Source organism: Nonomuraea sp. NPDC048892 (assembly GCF_040649735.1).
GTDB lineage: Bacteria > Actinomycetota > Actinomycetes > Streptosporangiales > Streptosporangiaceae > Nonomuraea > Nonomuraea maheshkhaliensis.
The window spans coordinates 98,359-120,308 of sequence record NZ_JBEZFZ010000005.1 but is presented as its reverse complement, the minus strand read 5'-3'; the positions used below and the strand labels follow the sequence as shown (position 1 = coordinate 120,308).

The 21,950-nt window shown below is 71.8% G+C and carries 22 protein-coding genes; 13 read left to right on the top strand and 9 right to left on the bottom strand.

Annotation, left to right across the window (positions count from 1 at the left end):
- The 8 genes from AB0C28_RS17945 to AB0C28_RS17910 all read left to right on the top strand — a co-directional run bounded on the left by AB0C28_RS17945 (position 1) and on the right by AB0C28_RS17910 (position 6,161).
- Positions 1-381 carry a RidA family protein gene (locus tag AB0C28_RS17945; RefSeq protein WP_358075694.1) on the top strand — a complete coding sequence of 127 codons (381 nt, stop codon included), beginning with the start codon at positions 1-3 and terminating at the stop codon, positions 379-381.
- Position 382: 1 nt separating this feature from the next.
- Positions 383-1,360 (top strand): threonine/serine dehydratase, encoded by a 978-nt coding sequence (locus tag AB0C28_RS17940; protein ID WP_358075691.1) that lies wholly within the window; start codon positions 383-385, stop codon positions 1,358-1,360.
- A 29-nt stretch (positions 1,361-1,389) separates the two neighbouring features.
- Positions 1,390-1,923, top strand: a complete 534-nt coding sequence (locus tag AB0C28_RS17935) for a hypothetical protein (RefSeq protein ID WP_358075688.1) — start codon at positions 1,390-1,392, stop codon at positions 1,921-1,923.
- Positions 1,923-2,513, top strand: a complete 591-nt coding sequence (locus AB0C28_RS17930; RefSeq protein WP_357863121.1) for a thiamine pyrophosphate-dependent enzyme — start codon at positions 1,923-1,925, stop codon at positions 2,511-2,513. The genes AB0C28_RS17935 and AB0C28_RS17930 overlap by 1 nt, the downstream gene beginning before the upstream one ends.
- Entirely contained in the window at positions 2,510-3,889 is a 1,380-nt protein-coding gene (locus AB0C28_RS17925) for an aldehyde dehydrogenase family protein (protein ID WP_358075685.1), read from the top strand. The genes AB0C28_RS17930 and AB0C28_RS17925 overlap by 4 nt, the downstream gene beginning before the upstream one ends.
- A 21-nt stretch (positions 3,890-3,910) precedes the next feature.
- On the top strand, positions 3,911-4,918 hold the full coding sequence (locus AB0C28_RS17920; protein WP_358075682.1) for a hypothetical protein: 1,008 nt from the start codon (positions 3,911-3,913) through the stop codon (positions 4,916-4,918).
- Between the two features lie 142 nt (positions 4,919-5,060).
- Positions 5,061-5,279 (top strand): hypothetical protein, encoded by a 219-nt coding sequence (locus AB0C28_RS17915; protein ID WP_357863130.1) that lies wholly within the window; start codon positions 5,061-5,063, stop codon positions 5,277-5,279.
- 159 nt (positions 5,280-5,438) lie between these two features.
- Complete coding sequence (locus AB0C28_RS17910) at positions 5,439-6,161, top strand: maleylpyruvate isomerase family mycothiol-dependent enzyme (protein WP_357863132.1); 723 nt, start codon at positions 5,439-5,441, stop codon at positions 6,159-6,161.
- Between the two features lie 77 nt (positions 6,162-6,238).
- Here the strand turns inward: AB0C28_RS17910 and AB0C28_RS17905 are convergent, their stop codons facing one another.
- Positions 6,239-7,081, bottom strand: a complete 843-nt coding sequence (locus AB0C28_RS17905; protein ID WP_358075679.1) for an SDR family NAD(P)-dependent oxidoreductase — start codon at positions 7,079-7,081, stop codon at positions 6,239-6,241.
- 65 nt (positions 7,082-7,146) lie between these two features.
- On the opposite strand from AB0C28_RS17905, the gene AB0C28_RS17900 reads away from it, so the two are divergent.
- Positions 7,147-7,893 (top strand): TetR/AcrR family transcriptional regulator, encoded by a 747-nt coding sequence (locus AB0C28_RS17900; protein WP_358075676.1) that lies wholly within the window; start codon positions 7,147-7,149, stop codon positions 7,891-7,893.
- A 95-nt stretch (positions 7,894-7,988) separates the two neighbouring features.
- Here the strand turns inward: AB0C28_RS17900 and AB0C28_RS17895 are convergent, their stop codons facing one another.
- On the bottom strand, positions 7,989-8,828 hold the full coding sequence (locus AB0C28_RS17895; RefSeq protein WP_358075673.1) for an alpha/beta hydrolase: 840 nt from the start codon (positions 8,826-8,828) through the stop codon (positions 7,989-7,991).
- 380 nt (positions 8,829-9,208) lie between these two features.
- On the opposite strand from AB0C28_RS17895, the gene AB0C28_RS17890 reads away from it, so the two are divergent.
- Together AB0C28_RS17890 and AB0C28_RS17885 are read left to right on the top strand one after the other, a co-directional pair.
- Positions 9,209-10,366: a histidine kinase gene (locus AB0C28_RS17890; RefSeq protein ID WP_357863181.1), complete on the top strand. Its 1,158-nt coding sequence runs from the start codon at positions 9,209-9,211 to the stop codon at positions 10,364-10,366.
- The gene (locus tag AB0C28_RS17885; protein ID WP_357863143.1) at positions 10,363-11,022 is read left to right on the top strand and encodes a response regulator transcription factor; all 660 of its coding nucleotides are present in this window, start codon (positions 10,363-10,365) and stop codon (positions 11,020-11,022) included. Before AB0C28_RS17890 ends, AB0C28_RS17885 begins: the two co-directional genes overlap by 4 nt.
- Before the next feature lie 46 nt (positions 11,023-11,068).
- On the opposite strand, the gene AB0C28_RS17880 is transcribed toward AB0C28_RS17885, so the two are convergent.
- A complete protein-coding gene (locus tag AB0C28_RS17880; protein WP_358075670.1) occupies positions 11,069-11,869 on the bottom strand; it encodes a hypothetical protein in 801 nt (266 codons plus the stop codon).
- Between the two features lie 67 nt (positions 11,870-11,936).
- On the bottom strand, positions 11,937-12,311 hold the full coding sequence (locus tag AB0C28_RS17875; protein WP_357863149.1) for an STAS domain-containing protein: 375 nt from the start codon (positions 12,309-12,311) through the stop codon (positions 11,937-11,939).
- Between the two features lie 192 nt (positions 12,312-12,503).
- Between AB0C28_RS17875 and AB0C28_RS17870 the strand changes: the two genes are divergently transcribed.
- Complete coding sequence (locus AB0C28_RS17870) at positions 12,504-12,935, top strand: hemerythrin domain-containing protein (RefSeq protein ID WP_357863152.1); 432 nt, start codon at positions 12,504-12,506, stop codon at positions 12,933-12,935.
- Between the two features lie 26 nt (positions 12,936-12,961).
- Here AB0C28_RS17870 and AB0C28_RS17865 read toward each other — a convergent pair whose 3' ends face one another.
- Positions 12,962-13,249: a DUF3040 domain-containing protein gene (locus AB0C28_RS17865; RefSeq protein ID WP_358075667.1), complete on the bottom strand. Its 288-nt coding sequence runs from the start codon at positions 13,247-13,249 to the stop codon at positions 12,962-12,964.
- A gap of 268 nt (positions 13,250-13,517) precedes the next feature.
- Here AB0C28_RS17865 and gdhA point away from each other — a divergent pair, with 268 nt between their 5' ends.
- Positions 13,518-14,858 (top strand): NADP-specific glutamate dehydrogenase, encoded by a 1,341-nt coding sequence (gdhA, locus tag AB0C28_RS17860; protein WP_358075664.1) that lies wholly within the window; start codon positions 13,518-13,520, stop codon positions 14,856-14,858.
- Between the two features lie 173 nt (positions 14,859-15,031).
- On the opposite strand, the gene AB0C28_RS17855 is transcribed toward gdhA, so the two are convergent.
- From AB0C28_RS17855 to AB0C28_RS17840, 4 genes are all read right to left on the bottom strand, one after another.
- Entirely contained in the window at positions 15,032-18,001 is a 2,970-nt protein-coding gene (locus AB0C28_RS17855) for a P-loop NTPase fold protein (RefSeq protein WP_358075661.1), read from the bottom strand.
- Between the two features lie 52 nt (positions 18,002-18,053).
- The gene (locus AB0C28_RS17850; protein ID WP_358076478.1) at positions 18,054-19,499 is read right to left on the bottom strand and encodes an MFS transporter; all 1,446 of its coding nucleotides are present in this window, start codon (positions 19,497-19,499) and stop codon (positions 18,054-18,056) included.
- 183 nt (positions 19,500-19,682) lie between these two features.
- Positions 19,683-21,584 (bottom strand): tetratricopeptide repeat protein, encoded by a 1,902-nt coding sequence (locus AB0C28_RS17845; protein WP_358075658.1) that lies wholly within the window; start codon positions 21,582-21,584, stop codon positions 19,683-19,685.
- 196 nt (positions 21,585-21,780) lie between these two features.
- On the bottom strand, positions 21,781-21,930 hold the full coding sequence (locus AB0C28_RS17840; protein ID WP_358075656.1) for a hypothetical protein: 150 nt from the start codon (positions 21,928-21,930) through the stop codon (positions 21,781-21,783).
- Positions 21,931-21,950: the final 20 nt, after the last annotated feature.

Below are 21,950 nucleotides of genomic sequence, written 5' to 3'. Positions count from 1 at the left end.
ATGACCGACCACGCACCGGCGAGCCCCGCGCAGGCGCGGCATCCGTACAGTCCCGTACGCGAGACCGGGACCGGGCTCGTCTTCCTCTCCGGTCAGCTCGGCGTCGCCGACGGCCGGGTGGTGGTGGGAGGCGTCGCGGCCGAGACGCGGCAGGCGCTGGCGAACCTGCGGGCCAAGCTGGCCTCGGCGGGGCTGGAGTTCCGCCACGTCGTGAAGATCACCGTCTATCTGACCACGATGGACGACCGCAACGCCATGGACGCGGTCTACCAGGAGACGCTGCCCGAGCCCCGGCCGGCCCGCACTTGCATCGCTGTGGCCGAGCTGCCCTACCGCGCCCGGGTCGAGCTGGACGCCATCGCGGTGCGGGAAGGTGACTGACATGCGGACCGTGTCCCCTGGCGCGCCCGGCCTCGCGGTGACGGCCGGCGACATCGTCGCGGCCCGCGCCAGGATCGCCGGCGACGTCGTACGGACGCCGCTGCTGCCCGCTTCGTGGGCGCCGGGAGAGCTCTGGCTGAAGGCCGAGAGTCTCCAGCCGGTCGGGGCGTTCAAGCTGCGCGGGGCGGTGAACGCGATCGGGCGGCTGCGTCCCGGCGTCCGCGCCCGTGGCGTCGTCACGCATTCGAGCGGCAACCACGGCCAGGCGGTCGCCTGGGCCGCCCGCGCGGCGGGCATCCCCGCGGTGATCGTCATGCCGGACGGGGCGACGGCGGTCAAGGTGGAGGCGACCAGGGAGCTGGGCGCCGAGGTCGTCATGGCCCCGGCCGCCCGGCGCGAACGCGTCGCCGACACCGTACGGGCCGAGCGCGGCATGACCCTGATCCCGCCCTACGACCACGCCGACGTCATCGCCGGCCAGGGCACGCTCGCCCTCGAAGTGCTCGAAGACCTGGACGACATCGACACCCTGCTCGTCCCGGTCGGCGGCGGCGGGCTGATCTCGGGAGTGGGGATCGCCGTCGCGGCGCTGTCCCCGCGCACCCGGGTGATCGGTGTGGAACCCGAGCTGGCCGCCGACGCCCGCGCCTCGCTCGCCCGGGGGCACCGGGTCGAGTGGGAGGCCCGCTCGACCGCCCGCACGATCGCCGACGGGACGCGGACCACGGTCGTGGGCGAGCTCAACTTCCCGATCATGCGGGCGACGGTCGACGACATCGTCACCGTGGGCGAGGACGAGATCCTCGCCGCGGTGACGGCCCTGACCCGGCGCTCCCGTCTCGTCGTGGAGCCCAGCGGCGCCCTCGGCGTCGCCGCCCACCTGGCCGACCCCGCCAGGTACGGCCGGGCGGTGGCCGTGCTCTCCGGCGGCAACATCGACCCCGCCGTGCTCTTCCGCGCCCTCGCCTTCCCCGTCTGACAGAACGTTCTGGAAAGGAGTCACCGCACATGACCTATGCGGAGGCCGTCTCCGACGGCATCTGGGCGGCCGGCACCGCGCGGGTCGGGTACATCCCGTCCGTGACCGTGGCGCCGATCGTCACCTCGTTGATCGCGTCCGACGGCGGCGCGGACGGCACCTCGCCGCGCGTCACCCCGCTGTCGCGGGAGGAGGAGGCGATCGGCGTGATGGGCGCGGTGGCCTTCACCGGCCGGCTCGGCGCCGTGGTGATGCAGGACAACGGCTTCGGCAACGCGCTCACGGCGCTCACCACGTTCACGCTGTCGTACCATCTGCCGTTGCTGATCTTCGCCAACACGCGCGGCAGTCTCGGCGAGTACAACTCGATGATCCACTCCATCAGCCGGCCCATGCCGGCCGTGCTGCGCGCCGTCGGGCTGCCCGTCATCGAGCTGGACCGCAGGAGCGGGCCCGAGGACTGGCACGACACCGTACGGGAGGCCGGGGTGCACGCGGTCATGACGTACCGGCCCGTGGTCGTCCTCGGGTCCTTCTGGAACACCGACGGAAAGGTCGCCTGATGAAGCGGATCGAAGCGCTCGGCGTGCTCGCCGGCCTGACGGACCGCCACCCCGTCGTCGTCACCTGCGCGGCGACCAGCCGCGAGCTGGCCTCCGTGCAAGACCGCGACAACCACCTCTACCTGCTCGACGCGATGGGCCTGGTGGGCTCGGTGGCGACCGGGCTGGCGCTCAGTGTGGACCCGTCCGCGCCGAAGGTCGTCGGCATCGAGGGCGACGGCTCGCTGCTCATGAACCCGAACGTGCTCCCCACGGGCGGCTACCTCGCGCCGCCGAACCTGCTCCTCGTGCTGCTCGACAACGGCGTGTACGGATCGACGGGAGCGCTGCCGACCTACTCCTCCAGGATCGACCTCGAACGGCTGGCCGCCGCCGCCGGCTGGACCACGCGCAGGGCCGGCACCGCCGACGGGCTGCGGGCCGCGTTCGGTGAGCTGCTCGCCGTGGACGGGCCGGCCTTCCTGTACGCCCGCATCGAGGAGGGCAACGCCCAGGGGATCGCGAAGCTGCTGATCGACCCGGTCACGATCACCGGCCGGTTCACCCGCTGGTTGCGCGAGGTCCACGCCGTCTCTGGGGCCGACACGTGACCGAGGCAGGCATTGTCACGATAAATCCTGCTTCGGGGGACGAGCTGGGCTTCTACCCGTACACGACTCCCGAAGGCGTGGACCGGGTGCTCGACGCCGCCGCGCGCTCGCTCTGGGCGCGGTCGCGCCCGGAGGAGCGCGTCGCGGCGATCGGCCGGCTCGGCGACCTGCTGGCGGAGGGGCGCAAGCCGTTCGCCGCGCTGATCACCCAGGAGATGGGCAAGCCGATCGCGCAGGCGCGGGCCGAGATCGACAAGTGCGTCGCGGCCTGCCGCTACTACGCCCGCGAGCTGCCCTCGATGCTGCGGCCGGAGACGTTCGACCTCGACGGCGACACCGGGATCGTGCGGATCGTACCGATCGGGGTGGTCTTCGCCATCCTGCCGTGGAACTACCCGTGGTGGCAGGTCATCCGGGCCATGCTGCCCGCCGTCGCGACCGGTGACACCGTCGTGCTCAAGCACGCCGAGTCCGTCACCGGGAACGCCCTGGCGATCGAGCAGGTGTTCCGCGCGGCGTTCGGCGCGAACGTCCTGCGGACCGTCGTCGTGGACGCGCCGACCGCCTCGGACATCATCGGGGACCCCCGGGTCGCCGCCGTCACCTTCACCGGCAGCGACCGCGTGGGCGCGCTCGTCGCCGCGCGGGCCGGCGCCGCGCTCAAGAAGTGCGTGCTGGAGCTGGGCGGATCCGACCCGTTCGTGGTCCTGGCCGACGCCGACGTGCCCGCCGCTGCCGCCGCCGCGGCGCGGTCCCGGTTCCTGAACAACGGGCAGAGCTGCATCGCCGCCAAGCGGATCCTTGTGCACCGCGACGTTCGGGACGCGTTCGTGGACGCGCTGATCCCGCACGTCCACGAGCTGCGGGTCGGCGACCCGGCGGACGAGAAGACCGACGTCGGGCCGCTCGCCCGGCACGACCTGCGCGACACGCTGCGCGAGCAGCAGGCCCAGGCCCTGGCGGCGGGCGGCCGGCTGATCGCGCGGGCCGACGCGCCCGAATCCGGCCGGGGCGCGTGGTTCGCGCCGTCGGTGGTCGAGGTGGACGGGCCCTCGGTGCTGCTGTCGGAGGAGACGTTCGGTCCGCTCGGGGCGCTCACGACCGGCGCGGACGACGACGAGCTGATCGCCCTCGCGAACGCCTCCCGCTACGGCTTGAGCAGCAGCGTGTGGAGCTCCGACGAGGATCACGCCGCGGCCGTGGGCGCCGGGATCCAGGCCGGTGCCGTCTTCGTGAACACGATCTCGGCGACCGATCCGCGCCTGCCCACCGGCGGCGTCAAGGCCAGCGGGTACGGGCGCGAGCTCGGCCGGTGGGGGGTCCACGAGCTGGCCAACGTGCAGGCCCTGCGCGTCCGTACGGCCTGGACGAGGTGACACGTGACTTCTGGGGGAATCATGAGTGAAGTGAGTCAGGCCGAGGTGGTGCTCTCGGGCTTCGGTCCCGTCGGCCGGGCCTTCGCCGGGCACCTGGCGGAGCACGCCGACGACCTCGCCCTGCGGCACGGCGTGCGGCCGGTCGTCCGCGCCGTCCGCGCGAGCACGGCGCAGTGCCTGCTCCAGCCAGGCGAGCCGGTGCCGCCGCGCGCGGAGTGGAGCCCGCTCGGCCCGCTGGAGGAGACGCTCGACCGGACGGGGGCCCGCGTGCTCGTCCAAGCCGTGCCGTCCTCGCCCGAAGTGCGGCGGCAGGCCGCCGACGAGGCCCTGCTCGCGCTGCGCCGTGGTGTGCACGTGGTCACGGCCACGAAGAGCCACCTGCTCACCCACTGGCGGGAGCTCGGCGAGGCGGCCCGCACACATGACGCCATGATCCGGATCTCCGGCGCGACCGGGGCCGCCCTGCCGGCCGGTGACCTGGCCAGGACGGCGCTGCGCGGCCTGGGCTGCGCGACGATCAGGGCCTGCCCGAACGGCACCGTCACGTACGTCCTCGACCGCCTCGCCGCGGGCGACCCGCTGCCGGACGCGATCCGCGAGGCGCAACGGCGCGGCATCGCGGAGGCGGACCCCACCGCCGACCTGTCCGGCGCCGACTCCGCCACGAAGGTACGGCTGCTGGCGGCGCTGGCCTGGGGCTGGGACCCGGCGTCGGTGCGGGTGGAGGCGCAGCCGGTGGACCAGTCCTGCGCGGTCACCGCGCCGGCCGCGCTCTCCAGGGGCCGCCGGCTGCGCGCCGTGGCGAGCGCCCGCGCCGACCAGCCGCTGCTTGTCGAGGTACGGCTGGAGGAGACGGAGCCGGGTGACCCCCTGTATGCGCTCTCCGGGCCGGAGAAGGCGGTCGTGTTCGGCTGCCAGGAGGCCGGGGACGTGGTCGTGAGCGGCGGACGGTCGAGCCCGCTGGGGGCGGCGCTGGCGCTGGTCAAGGACACCATCGACGTCACGGCTCCGCGCCTCGGCTTCTTCTGACCCGCCCGGCTTCTACCAGCACAGCTGAGCCGCCCTCCCTTGACGCACCCCCGCCCCTCACCGACAGTCGTGATGCCGCCCACCGCACACGCATGAAAACGATCGCCCACGGAGCACGATCGCTCACGCCGAAGGAGCGCCCATGCCGCCATCCGCCCACGGCCTCATCCGCGCCACCGCGCTGGTAGCGGGCCTGCTCCTCGCCGCGGCGCTGTTCCTGGCCGTCACCGTCGCCTCCGGCCAAGCCACCGCGGCCGCACGCTCACACGCCAACGTCTGCGCCGGCGTCGTCGCAACGCACGACCTGTGGTCCGGCGTACGTTGTCTGCTGGCTCCGGTCATCGTCATGGACCGGCAGTAAGGAGTACCAGTACGTCATCGGCCGGCACGAACCGCCGGGCCGCCGGGCCGCCGGGCCGCCGCGCCGGCGCCCGATCAGGCGGCGATACGATGCCTCGACCCCCACCATTGGAGGCGATGTGTCGATCCACGCCGAGACCGGCCGTTCGGAAGTGATCCTGTGACGGGTACGAAGCGCACCCTCGCCGACAGCATGCGCTGGCTGGCCGAGGGCACAAGGATCTTCTTCGACGCCCTGGCCGCGATGCCGGACGAGCGGCTGGACGGGCCGTCGGCGCTGGACGGCTGGAGCGGCAAGCACCTGCTGGCCCACGTGGCCGCCAACGCCGACGCGCTGCTCAACCTGGCGTACTGGGCGCGTACGGGCGAGGAGCGGCCGATGTACGCCTCCCGCGAGCAGCGCGACGCCGACATCGACGCGGGCGCGAAGTTGCCGGCGGCCGAGCTGCGGGCCTGGGCCGTCCGGGCGTCGGGCACCCTTGAGGCGCGGCTGGCCGAGCTGGACGAGCGGCAGTGGAGCCGTGAGGTCCGCACCTCCCGGGGCCAGGCCATCCCCGCGAGCGAGGTCCCCTGGATGCGCGCACGCGAGTTCATGGTGCACGCCGTGGACCTCGACGCCGGGGTGACGTTCGACGATCTCCCGGCCGGGTTCCTCATCGCGCTGATCGACGACATCTCCGGCAGCCGTTCCGGCCTCGGCGGCCCGGCACTGACCCTCACGGCCACCGATCACATCGGAACGTGGACGATCGCGAACTCGGACGCCCCCATTGAGGTCACCGGCACCCTCGCCGGCCTGGCCGCCTATCTCTCCGGCCGCCCGGCGCACGGTGTCACCGGGCCGGGCGGCGGGCCGGCGCCCCAGCTTCCTGGGTGGCTCTGAGGCGGCGCAGGCCGAAAGGGGGATGAGGTCCTAACAGGACGGCCCCTTTCAGGCGCTCCTCTCTCTGACGTTCTCCTTCACTGACCGGGCGGGAAGTCCGCGCCCCGCGCGACCGCCTCCTGCCCGCGCAGCTCGCTGAGCATCGCCTCCAGTTGCCCGACCACGGTGTCGTACCCCTCGCTCCCGAGCACGAGCCGCCGCGGCGGGTCGTCCTGGTTCATCGCGGCCAGCACCGCCCGGACGCCACGTACGGGATCGCCGGGCTGCCGGCCGTCCTGCGCGACCATGGCGGCCCGCACCTCAGCCAGCATCGGCCGGTACTCCGGCAGGTCGTCGTCGACCGACTCGGCGGCGAAGCCGGCGTACGCCCGGGTGCGGAAGGCCGCCGGCTCCACGGCGAGCACCTTGATCCCGAACGGCGCCACCTCCTGGCGCAGCACCTCGGTCATCCCTTCGAGGGCGAACTTGGCCGCGCTGTAGAAGCCGAAGCCCTGGATCCCGACCAGGCCGGCGACCGAGGACATGTTGACGATCCAGCCGCTCCGCCGCCGGCGCATGCCGGGCAGCACAGCCCTGGTCACGGCGAGCACGGAGAAGAAGTTCAGCTCGATCTCGTAACGCAGCGCGGTTTCGTCCATGCCCTCGACGGAGCCGAACCAGCCGCGACCGGCGTTGTTGACCAGCACGTCGATGGCTCCGTACCGGCTCTCGACCTCGGCCACGGCGGCCTCGACCTGCTTGGTGTCGGTGACGTCGAGCGGCAGGACGAACACCCTGTCGCCGTACGGAGCCGCCCACCCGCGCAGTTCCTCCGGGCGGCGCGTGGTCAGCACGACGCGACCCCCGCCTTCCAGCGCCGCGTCGGCGTAGGCCATGCCGAAACCGCCGGGCGTGCCGCCGGTGATGAACCAGGTCTTCATGAGTCTCCCCCTTGCTACATTCGCTACACAGATCAATGTAGCGATATACGAGATACTATAGCGACATGAGAACCCGAGGTCAGAGCGGCGAGGCCCGCGACCGGCTGCTGCTTGCCGCCGCCGAACTGCTCGAAGGCTCCGGCGACGGCACGCTGTCGACGCGCGCCGTGTGCGAGCGTGCCGGCGTTCAGGCGCCCACCCTGTACCACCACTTCGGCAGCAAGCAGGGCCTGATCGACGCGGTGATCAACCACGGTTTCACCCAGTACGTCCAGCCGGCCGACCCCACGGGCGACCCGCTGGACGACCTCCGTCACGGCTGGGACCGGCATGTCGCGTTCGGGCTGGAACACCCCGCCTTCTACGCGCTGCTCTACGGGCGCGCCGAGCCCGGCAAGCCCTGCGCCGTCACCGCGCCCGCGCACGCCATGCTGCGCGACCTGCTGACCGTGGCCGCCCGTCAAGGACTGCTCACGGTCCCCGTCGGCGACGCGGCCGAGCAGATTCTGGCCGCGAACGTCGGCGTCACCCTGAGCCTGATCACCCAGCCCGTGGGCGAGCGTGACATGGGGCTGTCCGACCGCGTCCGCGAGGCGGCGCTGGCCGCCGTACTCCAGCCCGCCGCCGGACGGCCCGCCCATGGCGGGGCGGCGGTCCCCGCGACGCGGGCCGGCGCGGCGCTGACCCTGCTCGCCCTCGTGGACGAGGACCCGTCCGGGCTGTCCGCCGGCGAGCACGCCCTGCTGCGCGAGCTGCTGGACCGGCTGGCCGGAGGCGGCCCGACGCCAACGGCAGTCCGGGCAGGCGCATAGCAACAGACACTGACGGCGGCCGGCGCTGACGGCACTCCGACGCTGACGGCGGCGGGCGCACGGCGGCCGGCTCGCGGTTACGCCGCCCTCACCGGCTACTCCCCTTTCACCGAGCAGACCGCCGAGCCGATCACGGACGCGACCGCCTCCGGATGCGAGACCAGCGTCAGATGCGACCCCCCGGCGAACTTGGTCACCTTCGAGCCGGCCCGCTTCGCCATCGACAGCTGCGACTCGATCGTGATGATCCGGTCGCCGGTGCTGGCGAAGTACCAGGACGGGATCTTCTTCCACGCCGCCGCCCGTGACGGCGTATGGAACGCGTTCGTCGAGGCGGCCCGCTGCGTGGCCCACAGGCGCTCGGCGGTGTCCCTGGGCAGGTCCGAGGCGAACGAGCGGAGGAAGGGCTCCCGCTTGAGGTACAGGTCGCTGGCTCCCACGGGCGCGTTCGCGTAGGACACCTTGTCGTACAGGGTGTCGGGGGCGGCGCCGAGCGCGGAGCCCGACCCGCTGAGCTGCGCGGTGGTCTCGCCCTTGTCCGGTACGGCCGCGTCCACGTACACCAAGGCCTTGACGTTGGTGGCGTTCGCGGCGGCGTTCGTGATGACGGAGCCGCCGTAGGAGTGCCCCACGAGGACGACCGGCCCTGAGACGGTCTTCAGGAAGGCCGCGACGGTGGCGGCGTCGTCGTCGAGGTTGCGCAGCGGGTTTCCGATGGCGCGCGCGGTGTAGCCGGCCTTGCGCAGGGCGTCCACCTCTCCGCCCCAGCTCGACGTGTCCGCCCACGCGCCGTGCACCAGGACCACCGTCGGCTTGGTGGAGCCCGGCGGACAGGGTAGTGGGCTGCGCGCGTGCGCCGCGGCCGGATGTGTCGCGACCGCCACGGTCAGCGTGGCCATGATCGCCACCGTCTTCCCTGCAGTTGTACGGCTCATCTCGTCTCCCCCATCGGCGCTCGTCCCCCTGTCGCGCGCTGACCAGGGACTTCTCCTTTCCAGGAAGCCGCGCCTCTAACTCGGCCCCTGACTCGGCCCCTAACTCGGCCCCTAAGTCGGCGGAGCCATCCCCCGTGCGAGCTACCGCGGAATGTCCACCGCGCGGTGACGATTCGCGAGCGGCGATTTCCTACCGTTCTCGACGAGACCGCGGCGCTCATGCCGCGGCCGGGGCGAGGGATCAGCACAAGGGAGTCGTCATGCGGCTGTTGCAGCAACTCGTGGCCGCCGCGGCGGCCACTCCGCACCGGTGGCAGGGTCGTGAGCTCGGTCCCTCGCCGCGGTGGTCGCCGGTCCTGCCCGGCCGCTACGCTCGTGCGGTGATCGTATTCCGGCGGCTAGCCGACCTGTGGCAGCGGTCTGACGTCGTGCTCCGCGACCTTTCCTTCGCGCTGCTGCTCGGCGCCGCCGCGCTGGTTCCCGTGCTGCACGGCAAGGGGACGCAGGTCGGTGACCTGCCGGTCCGTCCAATCGACGCGCTGGCGTACGTGGTGATCGCCCTGCAGTGCCTCCCGCTCGCGGTGCGGCGGCGGTGGCCGGCCGTGTGCCTCGTCCTGGTGACGGTCGGCTTCGCCATTGACGAGATCCGCGCCTACCACACGTTCACCAGCATCGCGCTGCCGATCGCGCTCATCAGCGCGGGCGCCCATCTCGAACGTGGCCGGCGCGTCGCCGCCGTCCTGCTCTCGGTGGCCTACGTGCCGCTGGCGATCGCGCTCAACCAGCTCGGCTCGACGGAGCGGCTGGAAGGGTACGTGATCTTCTACTTCCTGCTGGTGCTCGCGTGGGGCGTCGGCTCCTGGCTGCGCAGCACCAGGGCCGCCGAGGCCGAACGCCGCCGCCACGTCGCCGAGGCCACCCGTACCGCCGAACGCACCCGCATCGCCCGCGAACTGCACGACGTCGTGACCCACCACGTGACCGCGATGGTCGTGCAGACCGAGGCCGCCCGCTACCTGACCGCCGCGCCCGACCGCCTCGACGCGACCCTCAGCGCCGTCACCGACACCGGCCGGCGGGCCATCACCGACCTGCGCCACATGCTCGACCTGCTCGACCCCGGCCACCACACCGAACCCAGGGAGTCCTCGACGGCCGGCGACCTGCACGCCCTCGTGGAGCAGACCCGCCAAGCCGGGCAGCCGGTCGAGTTCACCGAGGAGGGCGAGGCCGCCGATCCGGCCGGCAGCGCGGAGTTCGTCACCTACCGGGTCGTCCAGGAGTCTCTGACGAATGCCCTCAAATACGCCCTTGGCGCCCCTACTGTGGTCCGCGTGCGCTACGGCGAGAAGGAGATCAGCGTGGAGGTCAGCACCGATGGTTCCGGCTCGCGAGCCGGCTCGCCGGGCGGGAGCGGGCGCGGTCTGGCCGGGCTGCGCGACCGGGTCGACGCCCTGGGCGGCGAGTTCAGCGCGAACGAGCAGGCGGGCGGCGGCTTCCTGGTACGGGCCCACGTCCCGGTGGGGAGCCGGTCGTGACCGCGCCCATCAGGGTCCTGATCTGCGACGACCAGACGCTGATCCGCACCGGGCTGGCGACGATCATCGACGCGCAGCCCGACCTTGAGGTGGTCGGCGAGTGCGGCGACGGGCGCGCCGCGGTCGAGCTCGCCCGGCGTCTCAAGCCCGACATGGTGGTCATGGACGTGCGCATGCCGGTGCTCGACGGCATCGAGGCGACCCGCCTGCTGGCCGGCGCCGGGGTGGCCGACCCCGTCAAGGTGCTCGTGGTGACGACGTTCAACCTGGACGAGTACGTCTACGAGGCGCTGCGCGCGGGCGCCAGCGGCTTCCTGCTCAAGGACGCCCCGCCGGCGCAGTTGCTGCACGGCATCCGCACCGTCGCGACGGGCGCCGCGCTGCTGGCGCCCGAGGTGACCAGAAAGCTCGTCGGCAGGTACGCCTCACGGATCCGTCCCACGGAGGACACACCGGACAACGTGGCGCTCACGCCGCGCGAGCTGGAGGTGCTCCGGCTCATCGCCGACGGCCAGTCCAACAGCGAGATCGCCGCGACGCTGGTGATCAGCCAGGAGACGGTCAAGACGTACGTGTCGCGCATCCTGACCAAGCTCGACCTGCGCGACCGCGTACAGGCGGTGGTGTACGCCTACCGCAACGGCCTGGTCACCTGAACCGCCTGGCTCCGCACGATCACGTGAGCCGCCTGGTCCCCCGCGATCACCTGGGCCGTCGGCTCGACGCGGTCACCGGCTCGGCACGGTGAGCTGAGCCGGTGACCGCGACGGGCTCGTGGGGCGCCGCGCCCGCGTGGAGTACGGTCTTCTCCGGCACATCGGGCACGCGCTGGGCGGCCGTGTAGGCGGCGCCGCGGATCTCGTTCAGCCAGCCCGCCGGCCGCAGCCCCTGGATGGGATGCCTGATCGGGTCGAACCGCATCGGGCGCTCCGCGTCAGGCCGCGCCGGCGCGGAAAGGTGCACCTGGCCGAACAGCCGCCACGGCCCCGTGGGCGCGGCGACCAGCAGTTCGAGCACGACCGGGCCGAACTCGGCGGCCAGCGCGAGCGCGTCGAACGTGGCGGGCAGCGACACGGGCGTGTGCAGCAACGCGCCCAGCAACAACCGCCGCTCCCCCACCTGGTACGGGAACAGGCTGGAGTACATCCCCGTCCACCGCCCCGCGGGCCGGAGCACCCGCCGGCCGATCCGGTTACGGCCGGTGCTGGCCAGCAGCAGGTCGGCGACGGTGCCGTCCTGCTGCTCCCAGCGGAGCGCGATGCCGAGGATGTCGGGCAGCGGCGCGGGCACCCCGACGGAGCGGGACAGGCGGGCGACCCCACGCAGCTCCATCGCCTGGTCGAGGAACGGAGTCCCCCACGGGCGCGGGGCGCCGTGCAGCCGCATATGCGCGTCCAGCACGAGCCCGGCCGGGTGCAGCGGCCGTCCGTGCCGCAGGCGCGCCGCCGTGCCGAAGGTGGCGGCCAGCGCCGACCTCGCAAGGGATGTGCCCGGCTGCCTCATCGGCCCGCTCCTCACCGTCGGTAACCTGCGTGCGACCCCTGGTGCTACCCAGCGGCGGCGCCCGAAATCACCCCGAGCCGGTCGCACCGGAAGGCTCCGCTCCGAGAGCCTGATCGGACGGTCCGAGATCCTGGTCGGCCGAGCCAAGGGGCTGGTCGGGGAGGACGGTCCGCAGCACCAGTGCCGCCGGTGCGCTGGGGCCGATCAGGGTGAGGTTCCCGCCGAGCGCGCGGGCCAACCGGCGGGCGGACAGGAGGGCGGAGGCGCCGCTGGAGTCCATGAAGGTCACCCGCCGCAGGTCCACGCTCAGCCGGGGGCCGCGCTGGCTGATCACCGTGGCGAGAAATTCGTACAGATCGTCGGAGACGAGCAGATCGACCTCTCCACCGATGGAGACGACGGGGGCGCCGGCGGACATGCTGACGCTGAGATCCAGTCTCATGAGGGTTCCTCGCTGGTGCACGCGCACCGCTCGGTGCGCTGAGTCCCCTCACGTACCCCCGGCCGATCGTCTCAATCGCCTGCTCACTTTTCCCTGACGGCGGATGTGAGGCCCTGCCGCCGCCGCGCGACGTCGTCCGCCGACGCCATGAGGGCCGCGCTTGCCGCTGGGTGAACGGGGTAGCGGGCGGCCATGGCTGACGACGTCATCACGTTCATCCTGGCCGACCACCGCAAGGTGGAGGAGCTGTTCGCCAGGCTGAACACCGGCAAGGGCGACCGGCGGGCCATCGTGGGCGCGCTGCACGCCCTGATCACCGCCCACGCCCGCGCCGAGGAAGACGTGGTCTATCCCCTGCTCGACGCCCATCACGGCCTGGAGCAGCACAAGGAGGCGGAGGTGCTGCTGGACGCGCTGCGGCGGGCCGAGCCCGGCAGTGCGGAGTTCGCCGGCGTCCACGCCCTCCTGGCGCTCACGGTCGATCGTCACGTACAGGAGGAGGAGAGCACGCTCCTGCCGCTGCTGGCCCGCACGACCGACGAACGGCGGCTGCGCGACCTGGGCAAGCTGTTCCGGCAACGCCGGCAACATGAGCTGCGCGCCCTGGCCAAGGCCCGTCCCTGAACCCCGGCGTTCCAAAGCGTCGGACGTCACATCGGCGGGCCGACGATTCCCCAGGTGAGGCCGGGCGCGGGCACGGGAGGCACCGCGGGGGCGCCGGCGTGGCCGGCCAGCAGGACCAGCAGGATCGGCAGCGTGGCCAGCACGATGACCACCAGCAGGACGCACCACACCTCGCCCCGGCCGGAGCGCCGCCTCTCCTTCCTGCGGCAGGAGGCGTCGAACGACTCGACGCGGCGGACGAACGCATGGTCCTCACGGCGGAGATCCTGTTCGATCTCGCCCAGAACGCGGCGTTCCCAGTCCGACAGCTCCATCGCCCAGCTCCATCGCCGTCACGGGCGTCCGACCGGCTCGGCGGCAGGATCGGCGAGGCCGCCCGCCGCTCCCTTCAGCAGATCGCGCCCTATGCGAGGTGGGTGCCCTCCAGATCCGGCCGGAAACGCGTCCCGTACGCGGGTAACCGACGAACCTCCGGCGCCGGCGGGGACGGCTGACTGATCGGCCAGACCGGGGCGCGTACTTCTCACAACATGCAAAACCGTAAAGTGAGGGCCATTGCACCAAGCCAGTGGGGAGAGCACCTTGCACGAAAAGCTGTCGTCGATCTACGACAACGTCCTGCGCCGCAACCCTGGAGAGGCCGAGTTCCACCAGGCGGTCCGCGAGGTGCTCGAAAGCGTCGGCCCGGCTCTCGGCAAGCACCCCGAGTACGCCGAATCGAAGATCATCGAGCGCATCTGCGAGCCGGAACGGCAGATCATCTTCCGGGTGCCCTGGATGGACGACCGCGGCGAGGTGCAGATCAACCGGGGCTTCCGGGTCGAGTTCAACAGCGCGCTCGGCCCTTACAAGGGCGGGCTGCGCTTCCACCCGTCGGTCTACCTGGGCATCGTCAAGTTCCTCGGCTTCGAGCAGATCTTCAAGAACGGCCTGACGGGCCTGCCCATCGGCGGCGGCAAGGGGGGCTCGGACTTCGATCCCAAGGGCCGTTCCGACCGCGAGGTGATGGCCTTCTGCCAGAGCTTCATGACGGAGCTCTACCGGCACATCGGTGAGTACACCGACGTGCCCGCGGGTGACGTCGGCGTCGGCGGGCGGGAGATCGGCTACCTGTTCGGCCAGTACAAGCGCATCACGAACCGCTACGAGTCCGGGGTGATCACCGGCAAGGGACTCGCGTACGGCGGCGCGCAGGTGCGGACCGAGGCCACCGGCTACGGATGCGCCTTCTTCGTGGAGGAGATGCTCAAGGCGCGCGGCACGTCATTCGACGGCCGGCGGACCGTGGTGTCCGGCTCCGGCAACGTGGCGATCTACACGATCGAGAAGGTCGAGCAGCTCGGCGGCGTCGTGGTGGCCTGCTCCGACTCCTCCGGCTACGTGCTCGACGAGAAGGGCATCGACCTGGATCTGCTCAAGCGGATCAAGCAGCACGAACGCGGCCGCCTGGACACCTACGCCGCCCGCCGGGGCGAGCACGTCACCTTCGGCCCGGATCGCAGCGTGTGGGAGGTGCCCTGCGAGGTGGCGATGCCGTCCGCCACGCAGAACGAGATCACCGGCCGCGACGCCGCGTTCATGGTGGACAACGGCTGCCTCGCGGTCGGCGAGGGCGCCAACATGCCGACCACGCCGGAGGGCATCAAGGTGTTCCTGGAGGCGGGCGTCGCCTTCGGGCCGGGCAAGGCGGCCAACGCGGGCGGGGTCGCGACCAGCGCGCTGGAGATGCAGCAGAACGCCAGCCGCGACTCGTGGACGTTCGAGTTCTCCGAGCACCGCCTTCAGGAGATCATGCGCGACATCCACGGGCGCTGCCTGCAGACGGCCGACGAGTACGGCATGCCCGGCAACTACGTGGCCGGCGCCAACATCGACGGCTTCCGCCGGGTGGCGGACGCCATGCTGGCACTGGGCCTGGTCTGAGCGGGTCTCTCCCGTCCCGCGCGCACCGGCACCGGACCGGGTCAACGCCGCCCCGCTCCGGCCGCCCACCCCTTCATCCAGCACCGCCCCACTCCGGCCGTCCGCCCCGCACCTTCGTTCAGCGTCGCTCGGCTCCGTTCAACGTCCTCTGGAGAGTCCGGGGAAGGCCGCCTTCAGCACCGTCCCGCCAGGTGCTCGCGCACCTGCCGGTGCACGAAGTGGAAGACGTGCGGCTCACACTGCCGCAGCAACCCCGCCCCGACCGCAGCCTGGAGCAGCGGTGACACGTCCATCGGCCGGACGCCCGCGCGCCGCAGCGTCGCCCTGACGTCCGGGTCGTCGCCCAGGAACGTCTCCGTCCGCCGCCTGGTCATCTCGGCGGCGATCTCACACAGCCCCTCGGCGACCATCCCGGCCTCGACCCCGGGCACCGCCGTCGCCGCCAGCGCCCGCTCGCCGTACCAGGGCACGAACCGGACCGGCTCCGGCGGCAGCTCGTCGATCCACTCCGGCGCCCCGGTGAGCAGCGCCAACAGCGCGGGCGAGCCCAGCAGCTCGGGGGTCAGCCCGAGCAGGCGGCCTGGATCGACCCGACGGGTGGCGAGCAGCGTCTCCAGCCGCGCGATCGCCTCGGCCGCGACCACCCCGACCACCTCCACCGCCTCGAACCCCGGCGCCGAGCCGACCCTGCCGGTCATGATCACGTCGTGCTCGGTGTGCTCCGCCCACGCCAGGAAGTCCGCGCGGGTGCTGAGGTTCAGCGCCTCCAGCCCGTCGAGCACCAGAATGAGCCGCCGCCGTACCAGCATGGCGTTGGCGTCCGCGAGCGACAGCCCGTACTCGGCCGCCAGCGCGTGCGTGAGCGCCCGTTCGTAGGTGGAGTGCCCGGCCGTCGCAGGCTGCCCGGCTCGTGGCGGCGGCACGTGGGCGGTGTGCTCGGGCTTCAGCGCCGCGAACGGCAGGAACACCGGCACGCGACCGTCCCGCCGCTCCGACAGGCGGCGCGCCAGCCTGGCCGCCAGGACGCTCTTGCCCGTCCCCGCCGCGCCGGTCAGCAGCAGTTTGCCGGTCCGCGAGCCGAGGATCTCGTCCAGCCCCCGGGCGCGCGGCTCGGCCTCGCCGCCGAAGCGCACCACCGGGTCGATCAGCGCGCCGTCGTCGCCGACCCTGCGGTCCAGTCGCTCGCGTACGAGCCCGGCCAGGTCGTCCAGCGGGCCCCGCAGCGGCAGCTCCTCCTGCCTGCTGATCCAGGGCGCGACCGATGACCGCCCGTCGTCCTGCGACTCCGCGGCCATCACGTCGCTCGGCTGCGGCGAGTCGCGTACCAGGTCGATGTAGGAGCCCGCGTCGTGCGGCACCCGTTCCCCGAGGCCGCGCAGCTCGCCCGCGATGCCGGCGACCGTCGCGTCCGCCGGTTGCTCCGCCGACCCGGCCAGCCGGCGCAGCAGCGCCGGCTCCTCGGTGAGCCGCGCGTACGTCTCCGGCGCCCGGTCCCGCAGCAGCAGCACCGCCGCCAGGATCGAGACGTCGTAGCGGCCGTGGGACGTCCCCGTGGTGACGCGGCCGTGCCGCTCCTGCCCGTCGTCCCCAGCGCGGTCCCGCGCCTCCCTGGCGACGCGGTCCTGGAGGATGAGGACGTTGACGAAGCGCTTGATCGAACGCGGGTTGCGCGGCAGCGCGCACTTCAACATCCCGCTCGCCGGCTCGATCTCCTTGCCCGCGAGCAGGCGGTCCAGGTAGCGCTTGAAGTCCGCCTCGGACATCCGTGGCATCTCAAAGGGAAACTGGATGATCTTATCCAGGTAGTCGCCGACCGGCTCGTCCCCGTACTTTTCCCGTACGGCCGCGATCAGCGGGCCCTTGGCCACACCCAGCACGAACACGCAGTTGCGCCGGTTGAAGTGCAGCTTCAGCGACTCCAGCAGGCCGGTGATCCGGTCGGCATCACAGCGGTCGAGATCGTCGACGAACACGACCAGGCGCTCCCTGCCCTTCGCGGCCAGCGCGGCGTCGATGAGGGAGCCGAGGTACTCGTCCAGCCGCGTGCGCTCGGAACGGATGCGGAAGTGCTGGCCGTCGTAGTCCTCGATCGACTGGCGCACGTCGGGCAGGCTGACCCTGAGCGTGGCCGACAGCACGAGCGAGCCGAGCACATCGGAGATCGTCCGCAGCGTCTGGCGTACGTTCTCCCTGTTCCGCAGGCCGAGGTCGTTGACGATGGCGTGCAGCAGCGGCAGCACCGGGTTGTCCTCGTGCTGGTGCCGCCAGGGGTCGAACCAGACGAAGGCGCACTTGGCGTCCTCACCAAGCTCCTCCGCCTGCTTGTCGAGCTCTTCGAGCTGCTCGCGCAGTTGCAGCAACATCGAGGTCTTGCCGGTGCCCCACTCGCCGAACACGCCGATCACCATGGGCGGCGTCGCCTCGCGGGCCAGCCTGGCGAGCTGGCGGACGTAGGCCGCGCGGTTGAGCTCGTCGTCCCGTACGGGCTCGTCGCTGTGCGTGAAGCCTTCCGAGGCGGCGGGCACGCGGGCGGCCGGCGACGGCGCCACACCCTCCCCGCCGATCTCCGCCTCCGCCGGCTCCGCCTCCTCCTGCTCCTGGGGCTGCTCTTGGGGCTGGGGCTGTTCATGGGGCTGGGACTGGGCGCGCCGGTGACGCCGCCACGTGAGCGGTGCCGCCACGAAGGCCACGAGCAGCAGGAAGCCGCCGGCATACGGCAGGAACGGGAAACGCTCCAGGAGGGACGACTGCGCCGTGACCGCCACCCGTAACCGGTCCACGCCGTCCGCCGAGATGAGAACCAGCTGACCTGTGCCGGCGTGCGGGCGCGTGCCGCGTACCACGGTGAACGTCGCCACGCCCCCGGCCGGAACGCGAGCCCTGGTGGCGCCCTTGACCGCGATGGCGTCGGCGAGCCGCCCCGCGACACGCACCTCGACATCGACGGCCGGCCCCGGATTGACCACGACGACCGGCCACGTGCCGGTGGGCAGGCGCTCCAGGGGGATGGAGAGCTGGTCCTCGTCCAGGAACTCCGGCGCGGCCCGCGCCGGGAACCCGGCCGCGATGAGCCCAGCGGCGATCACCGCGGTGAGGCCGACCCTGGCGCATGAGCGCAGCAGCGGACCAAGTCTCCTCGCCATGCTCCGATTGCAACCCAAAGTGGCGCTTGCCGCACCATTCGTCACCGATCGGTTATGTGGCGACAGCCTGCGAAGCGGAGATCTGCTGCCCAGCGACGCGCCCACCGACGTGCGGTTCGGCAACGAACGACGAGGCGACGTTCGGCCCAGCGTCGTGCGGCTCGGTGACGGGCGGCTCGGCGCCCTCGTCGCCGTACGGGGAGTCGTCCATCCGCCGCACGACCCCTTCGGCCCTGCCCAGCGCGACCTCCGCCGTGAGTACGGCCGCCTCCGCGTGGCGCAGGGCTGTCTCCATCTCCCGCATCGTGGTCTCTAGCCTCGGCACGGACACCAGGGCGCTCCTGAACCCCGGCATCGTGGTCATGGCCAGGGTCAGCACACCCATGGGGAGGCAGAGGATGAGCAGAGCGACCCAGGACTCGACCCACCCGACCAGCAGACCGGCCAGCAACGGCCCGAGCGCGACGGCGCTGTAGCTGCCCAGGCGGGACACCGCGGCCACACGAGCGACCTCGTCGAGCGGCGCCTCATAGAGCACCGTGCGCATGGTGACGTTGCTGAGCCCTCCGGCCAGCCCGATGATGAGCAGCGCGACCGCGAACGACCACCACGCCTGGAGGAAGACGAGCGGGATCACCAGCGCCACCATGCAGGCCCACAGGTGCACCAGCATCACGGGCCGGTGCCGGAGCCGCCGGTCGGCCCGGCCCCGTCGGAGCGAGGTGATCGCCCCGATGACGCCGCCGATGCCGGACGCGGCCAGGATGGCGCCGGCCAGGGCGGAGGGGAGATGGTCGTCCGTGGCCTCCGACAGGAATACCACGATCATGCCCTGCACCATGAAGTTGATGAACGCCGTGATGAGCGTCGAAGAACGAAGGAAGCGATTCCTCCGCAATTCGGTCAGACCGCCACGCATCTCCCCGAAAATCTTCCCGAGCGGCTTTCCTTTCCCCCTGATATCGCGAGGGAGCCCGCTGAGTGTCGCGGCCGCCGCGAACAACATCACCGCATTTGTAGCAAATGCGACAATGGGGCTAAATCCGTAAAGAAGCCCACCCAAGGGACGACCGGCCAGAACCATGCCGTGCACGGACGCCTCATGCAGAGCCAAGGCGTTCTCCACCTTGTCCGGCTTGACGGTGGACGGGATCAGCACGGTCTCCGCGACCGACGAGTGCACGGAGAGCGTTCCCTCGGCCAGTGCGACGACCAGCAGCAACTTGAGCTCAAGAGTGTCGGTGACCAGTGCGAACACGATCCCCGCGAGCAGCAGGCCACGGCCGAACTCGCTCCACACCATGACCCGGCGCGGGCCGATCCTGTCGATCCACGCCCCGGCCGGGATATACCACAACAGACCAGGAACCGTCGACGCGAACATGACCCAAGCGATCGACGTCGGTGACTGCGTGAGACCATATGCCAGCAGCGGGTAGGTCACGCCGATGGTGCGGCTGCCCAGCATGGACAGGGTCGATCCCACCCAAGACCACACAAAGGACGAATTATCTATAAAACCACGCACGAAGTCCGCTCCACGCCCGCGACCGCTTATATCGCGAAAACGGACGTTGGCGGCCTCTGATTCCCAAATGGCACATCGGTTGAAAGCCGAAGTTCGATATGATAATAGAGCACCACCAGTCACGCCTGTGACAAACTCCGGCCAATTTTTTCGTCAGGCCGTGCCAATCAGCCGGTCGGCCGCTGCGGTCAACTGCGGCGGGAGCGGTCGCCTGCCCCTGCTGTCCCGCGCCCGGCAGGCCAGCCGCGACGCCTCCGAGTCCCGCCCGGCCTCCTTCATCACCCGCGCCGCCCGCAGCAGGGTCGCCGCGTCGCTGTCCACGTCGAGCCGGGGCACCGCCTCGACCGCCTTGCGCACGTCGCCGCTCAGCGCCAGCGCCAGCGCGTAGGCGGCCTGGGTGGAGGGTTGCTCGTGCGGCTCGACCTTGCGCAGGTCGCTCAGGGCGCGCTCGGGCCTGGCCAGGTCGGACAGGATCTCGCCCCTGGCCCGCAGGATCTCGGGCCGCTCACCACTCTGCCGCATGGCGCTGTCGAGGACGTCCACCGCCCCGCTCTCCCTGCCGACGTACCACAGCGCCCAGGCCAGCTCGGTCCTGATGGCGGGCTCCCTGCTGCGCCTGGCCGCCGACTCCAGCTGGGTGACGGCGTCCTGGTAGGCGCCGCGATCGAGCAGGATCGTGCCGATGGCGGTCAGGTGGGTGGCGACGATCTGCTCGGATCCCGGCGTCGCGTCGTAGTGGCGGGCCGCCGTCCGATAGTGCTCAAGAGCGGAGTCGACGTCGTCGCGCAGGTACGCCAGATCCCCCAGCAGCGACTCGGCCCGGGCCCGCGCCCTGTTGTCCGGCCGCTGGCCGATCTCGTCGCGGGCGTACCGCTCGGCGACGTCGAACCAGCCCTTGTGCAGCGCGGCGGTGGCCACGGCCAGCCGGTCGGCCACCATCGGGGCGGGAACGCCGGCGGCGCGTCGCAGAAAGGGCTCCACCAGCCGTTTGGGCATCTCGTAGCGGCACTTCTCGCTGGCGCGCAGCACATGACGTTCGGTCAGGGCCTGCGCGACCGGCTGCGGCAGCTCCTCGCAGGTGTCGTCCTGACGGGCGATCGGCCGTAGCAGCGCGAGCAGTTTGTCGGTGTCGCCGCGGAAGTGGTCGCGGGCCACCTCGTGGACCATCCGATGGGTGAACGAGCCCAGCACGTCATCGACGTCCACCAGGTCGCCGGCGCCGATGGGCGCGGAGCGGTCGCGGACGGAGTCCCACAGCGCGGTGCAGGCCAGTTGCAGGTGCAGCGGCTCGACGGTGGCCGCCGGCTCCGCCCCTTCGCCCCGCAGCAGGTCGGCGAACGCCTCGTCGGCCCCCGGCTCGAACTCGTGACCCACCGCTTCGAGCGGGCGGCGGCACGCCTCCAGCGCGGCCTTCCTGCTCAGCGGGCCGAGCCGGAAGGAGGCGCCCCTGGCCAGGTGGGCCCGCAGGCCGTCGTGCCGGCGCAACGATTCGAGCTGCTCGTCGCCGACCACGACGAGCAGCCGGAGCGGCAGGTCGTCCTCGGAGGCGGCGAGCGCGTCGCTGAGCTGGTCGAGCAGCTGGGTATGGCCGCGCGACGGCCGGCGGAAGGCCGTGAAGACCTCGTCGGCCTGGTCGAGCACGGCCATGATCGGACGGTGGTCCGGGCTCCAGTGGTGCCAGCGCAGGTAGGAGGAGATGGTCAGGCCGGCGAACCGGATCGGGTTCTCGTACGGCGACCAGGAGGCCAGCAACGCGAACGCGTGCGGGTCGCCGCCCTGGGGGATGACGGCCGCGGGCACGAAGGGCGGCGGCTTCACCGCGCCCATGGGCAGCACGTCGAACCGCGACAGGTCGAGCCTGGGCAGCACCCCGGCCGCGACGAGCGACGTCTTCCCGACGCCCGGCGGGCCGTGCAGGACGGTGAGGCGATGGGACTGCCAGCGTTCGGTGAGCGCGCCGATCTCGTCATCCCGCCCGTGGAATCTGGCGACGTCCTCGCGGCGGAATGGTTGCAACCCGACGAAAGGGTCCAGGCCCTTGCCGCTGGAAGTCATGCCACGCTCCGCCGCCTAGTGTCGGGAGGACCGAACAATTCGTTCACCGTCGCATCACCGGATTAGCAGGGCATCGTCGCCCGGTTGCAGACAGATAAACCTGACCTCACCGTACCGCGCATCCACCGGCGCCGCCCGCGCCCATGGACATTGTTATCTCGGGCGAGCCGGGCCGGCACTACTTCCGAACGTCAGGTCAGGTCGCCGACGTGAAACCCGCGACCGTCGCGCTCGGACTGGAGATCCGCTGCAGTGCTCGCGTAAGCACAGGTAGATCGAGGTCCCTGAGGTCCTCCAAGGTCGCCTCGTCCACGTCGATGACGCCGGTCGCGTGTTCGCCGCCCATACAGCCTCCCGTCGCCGCTT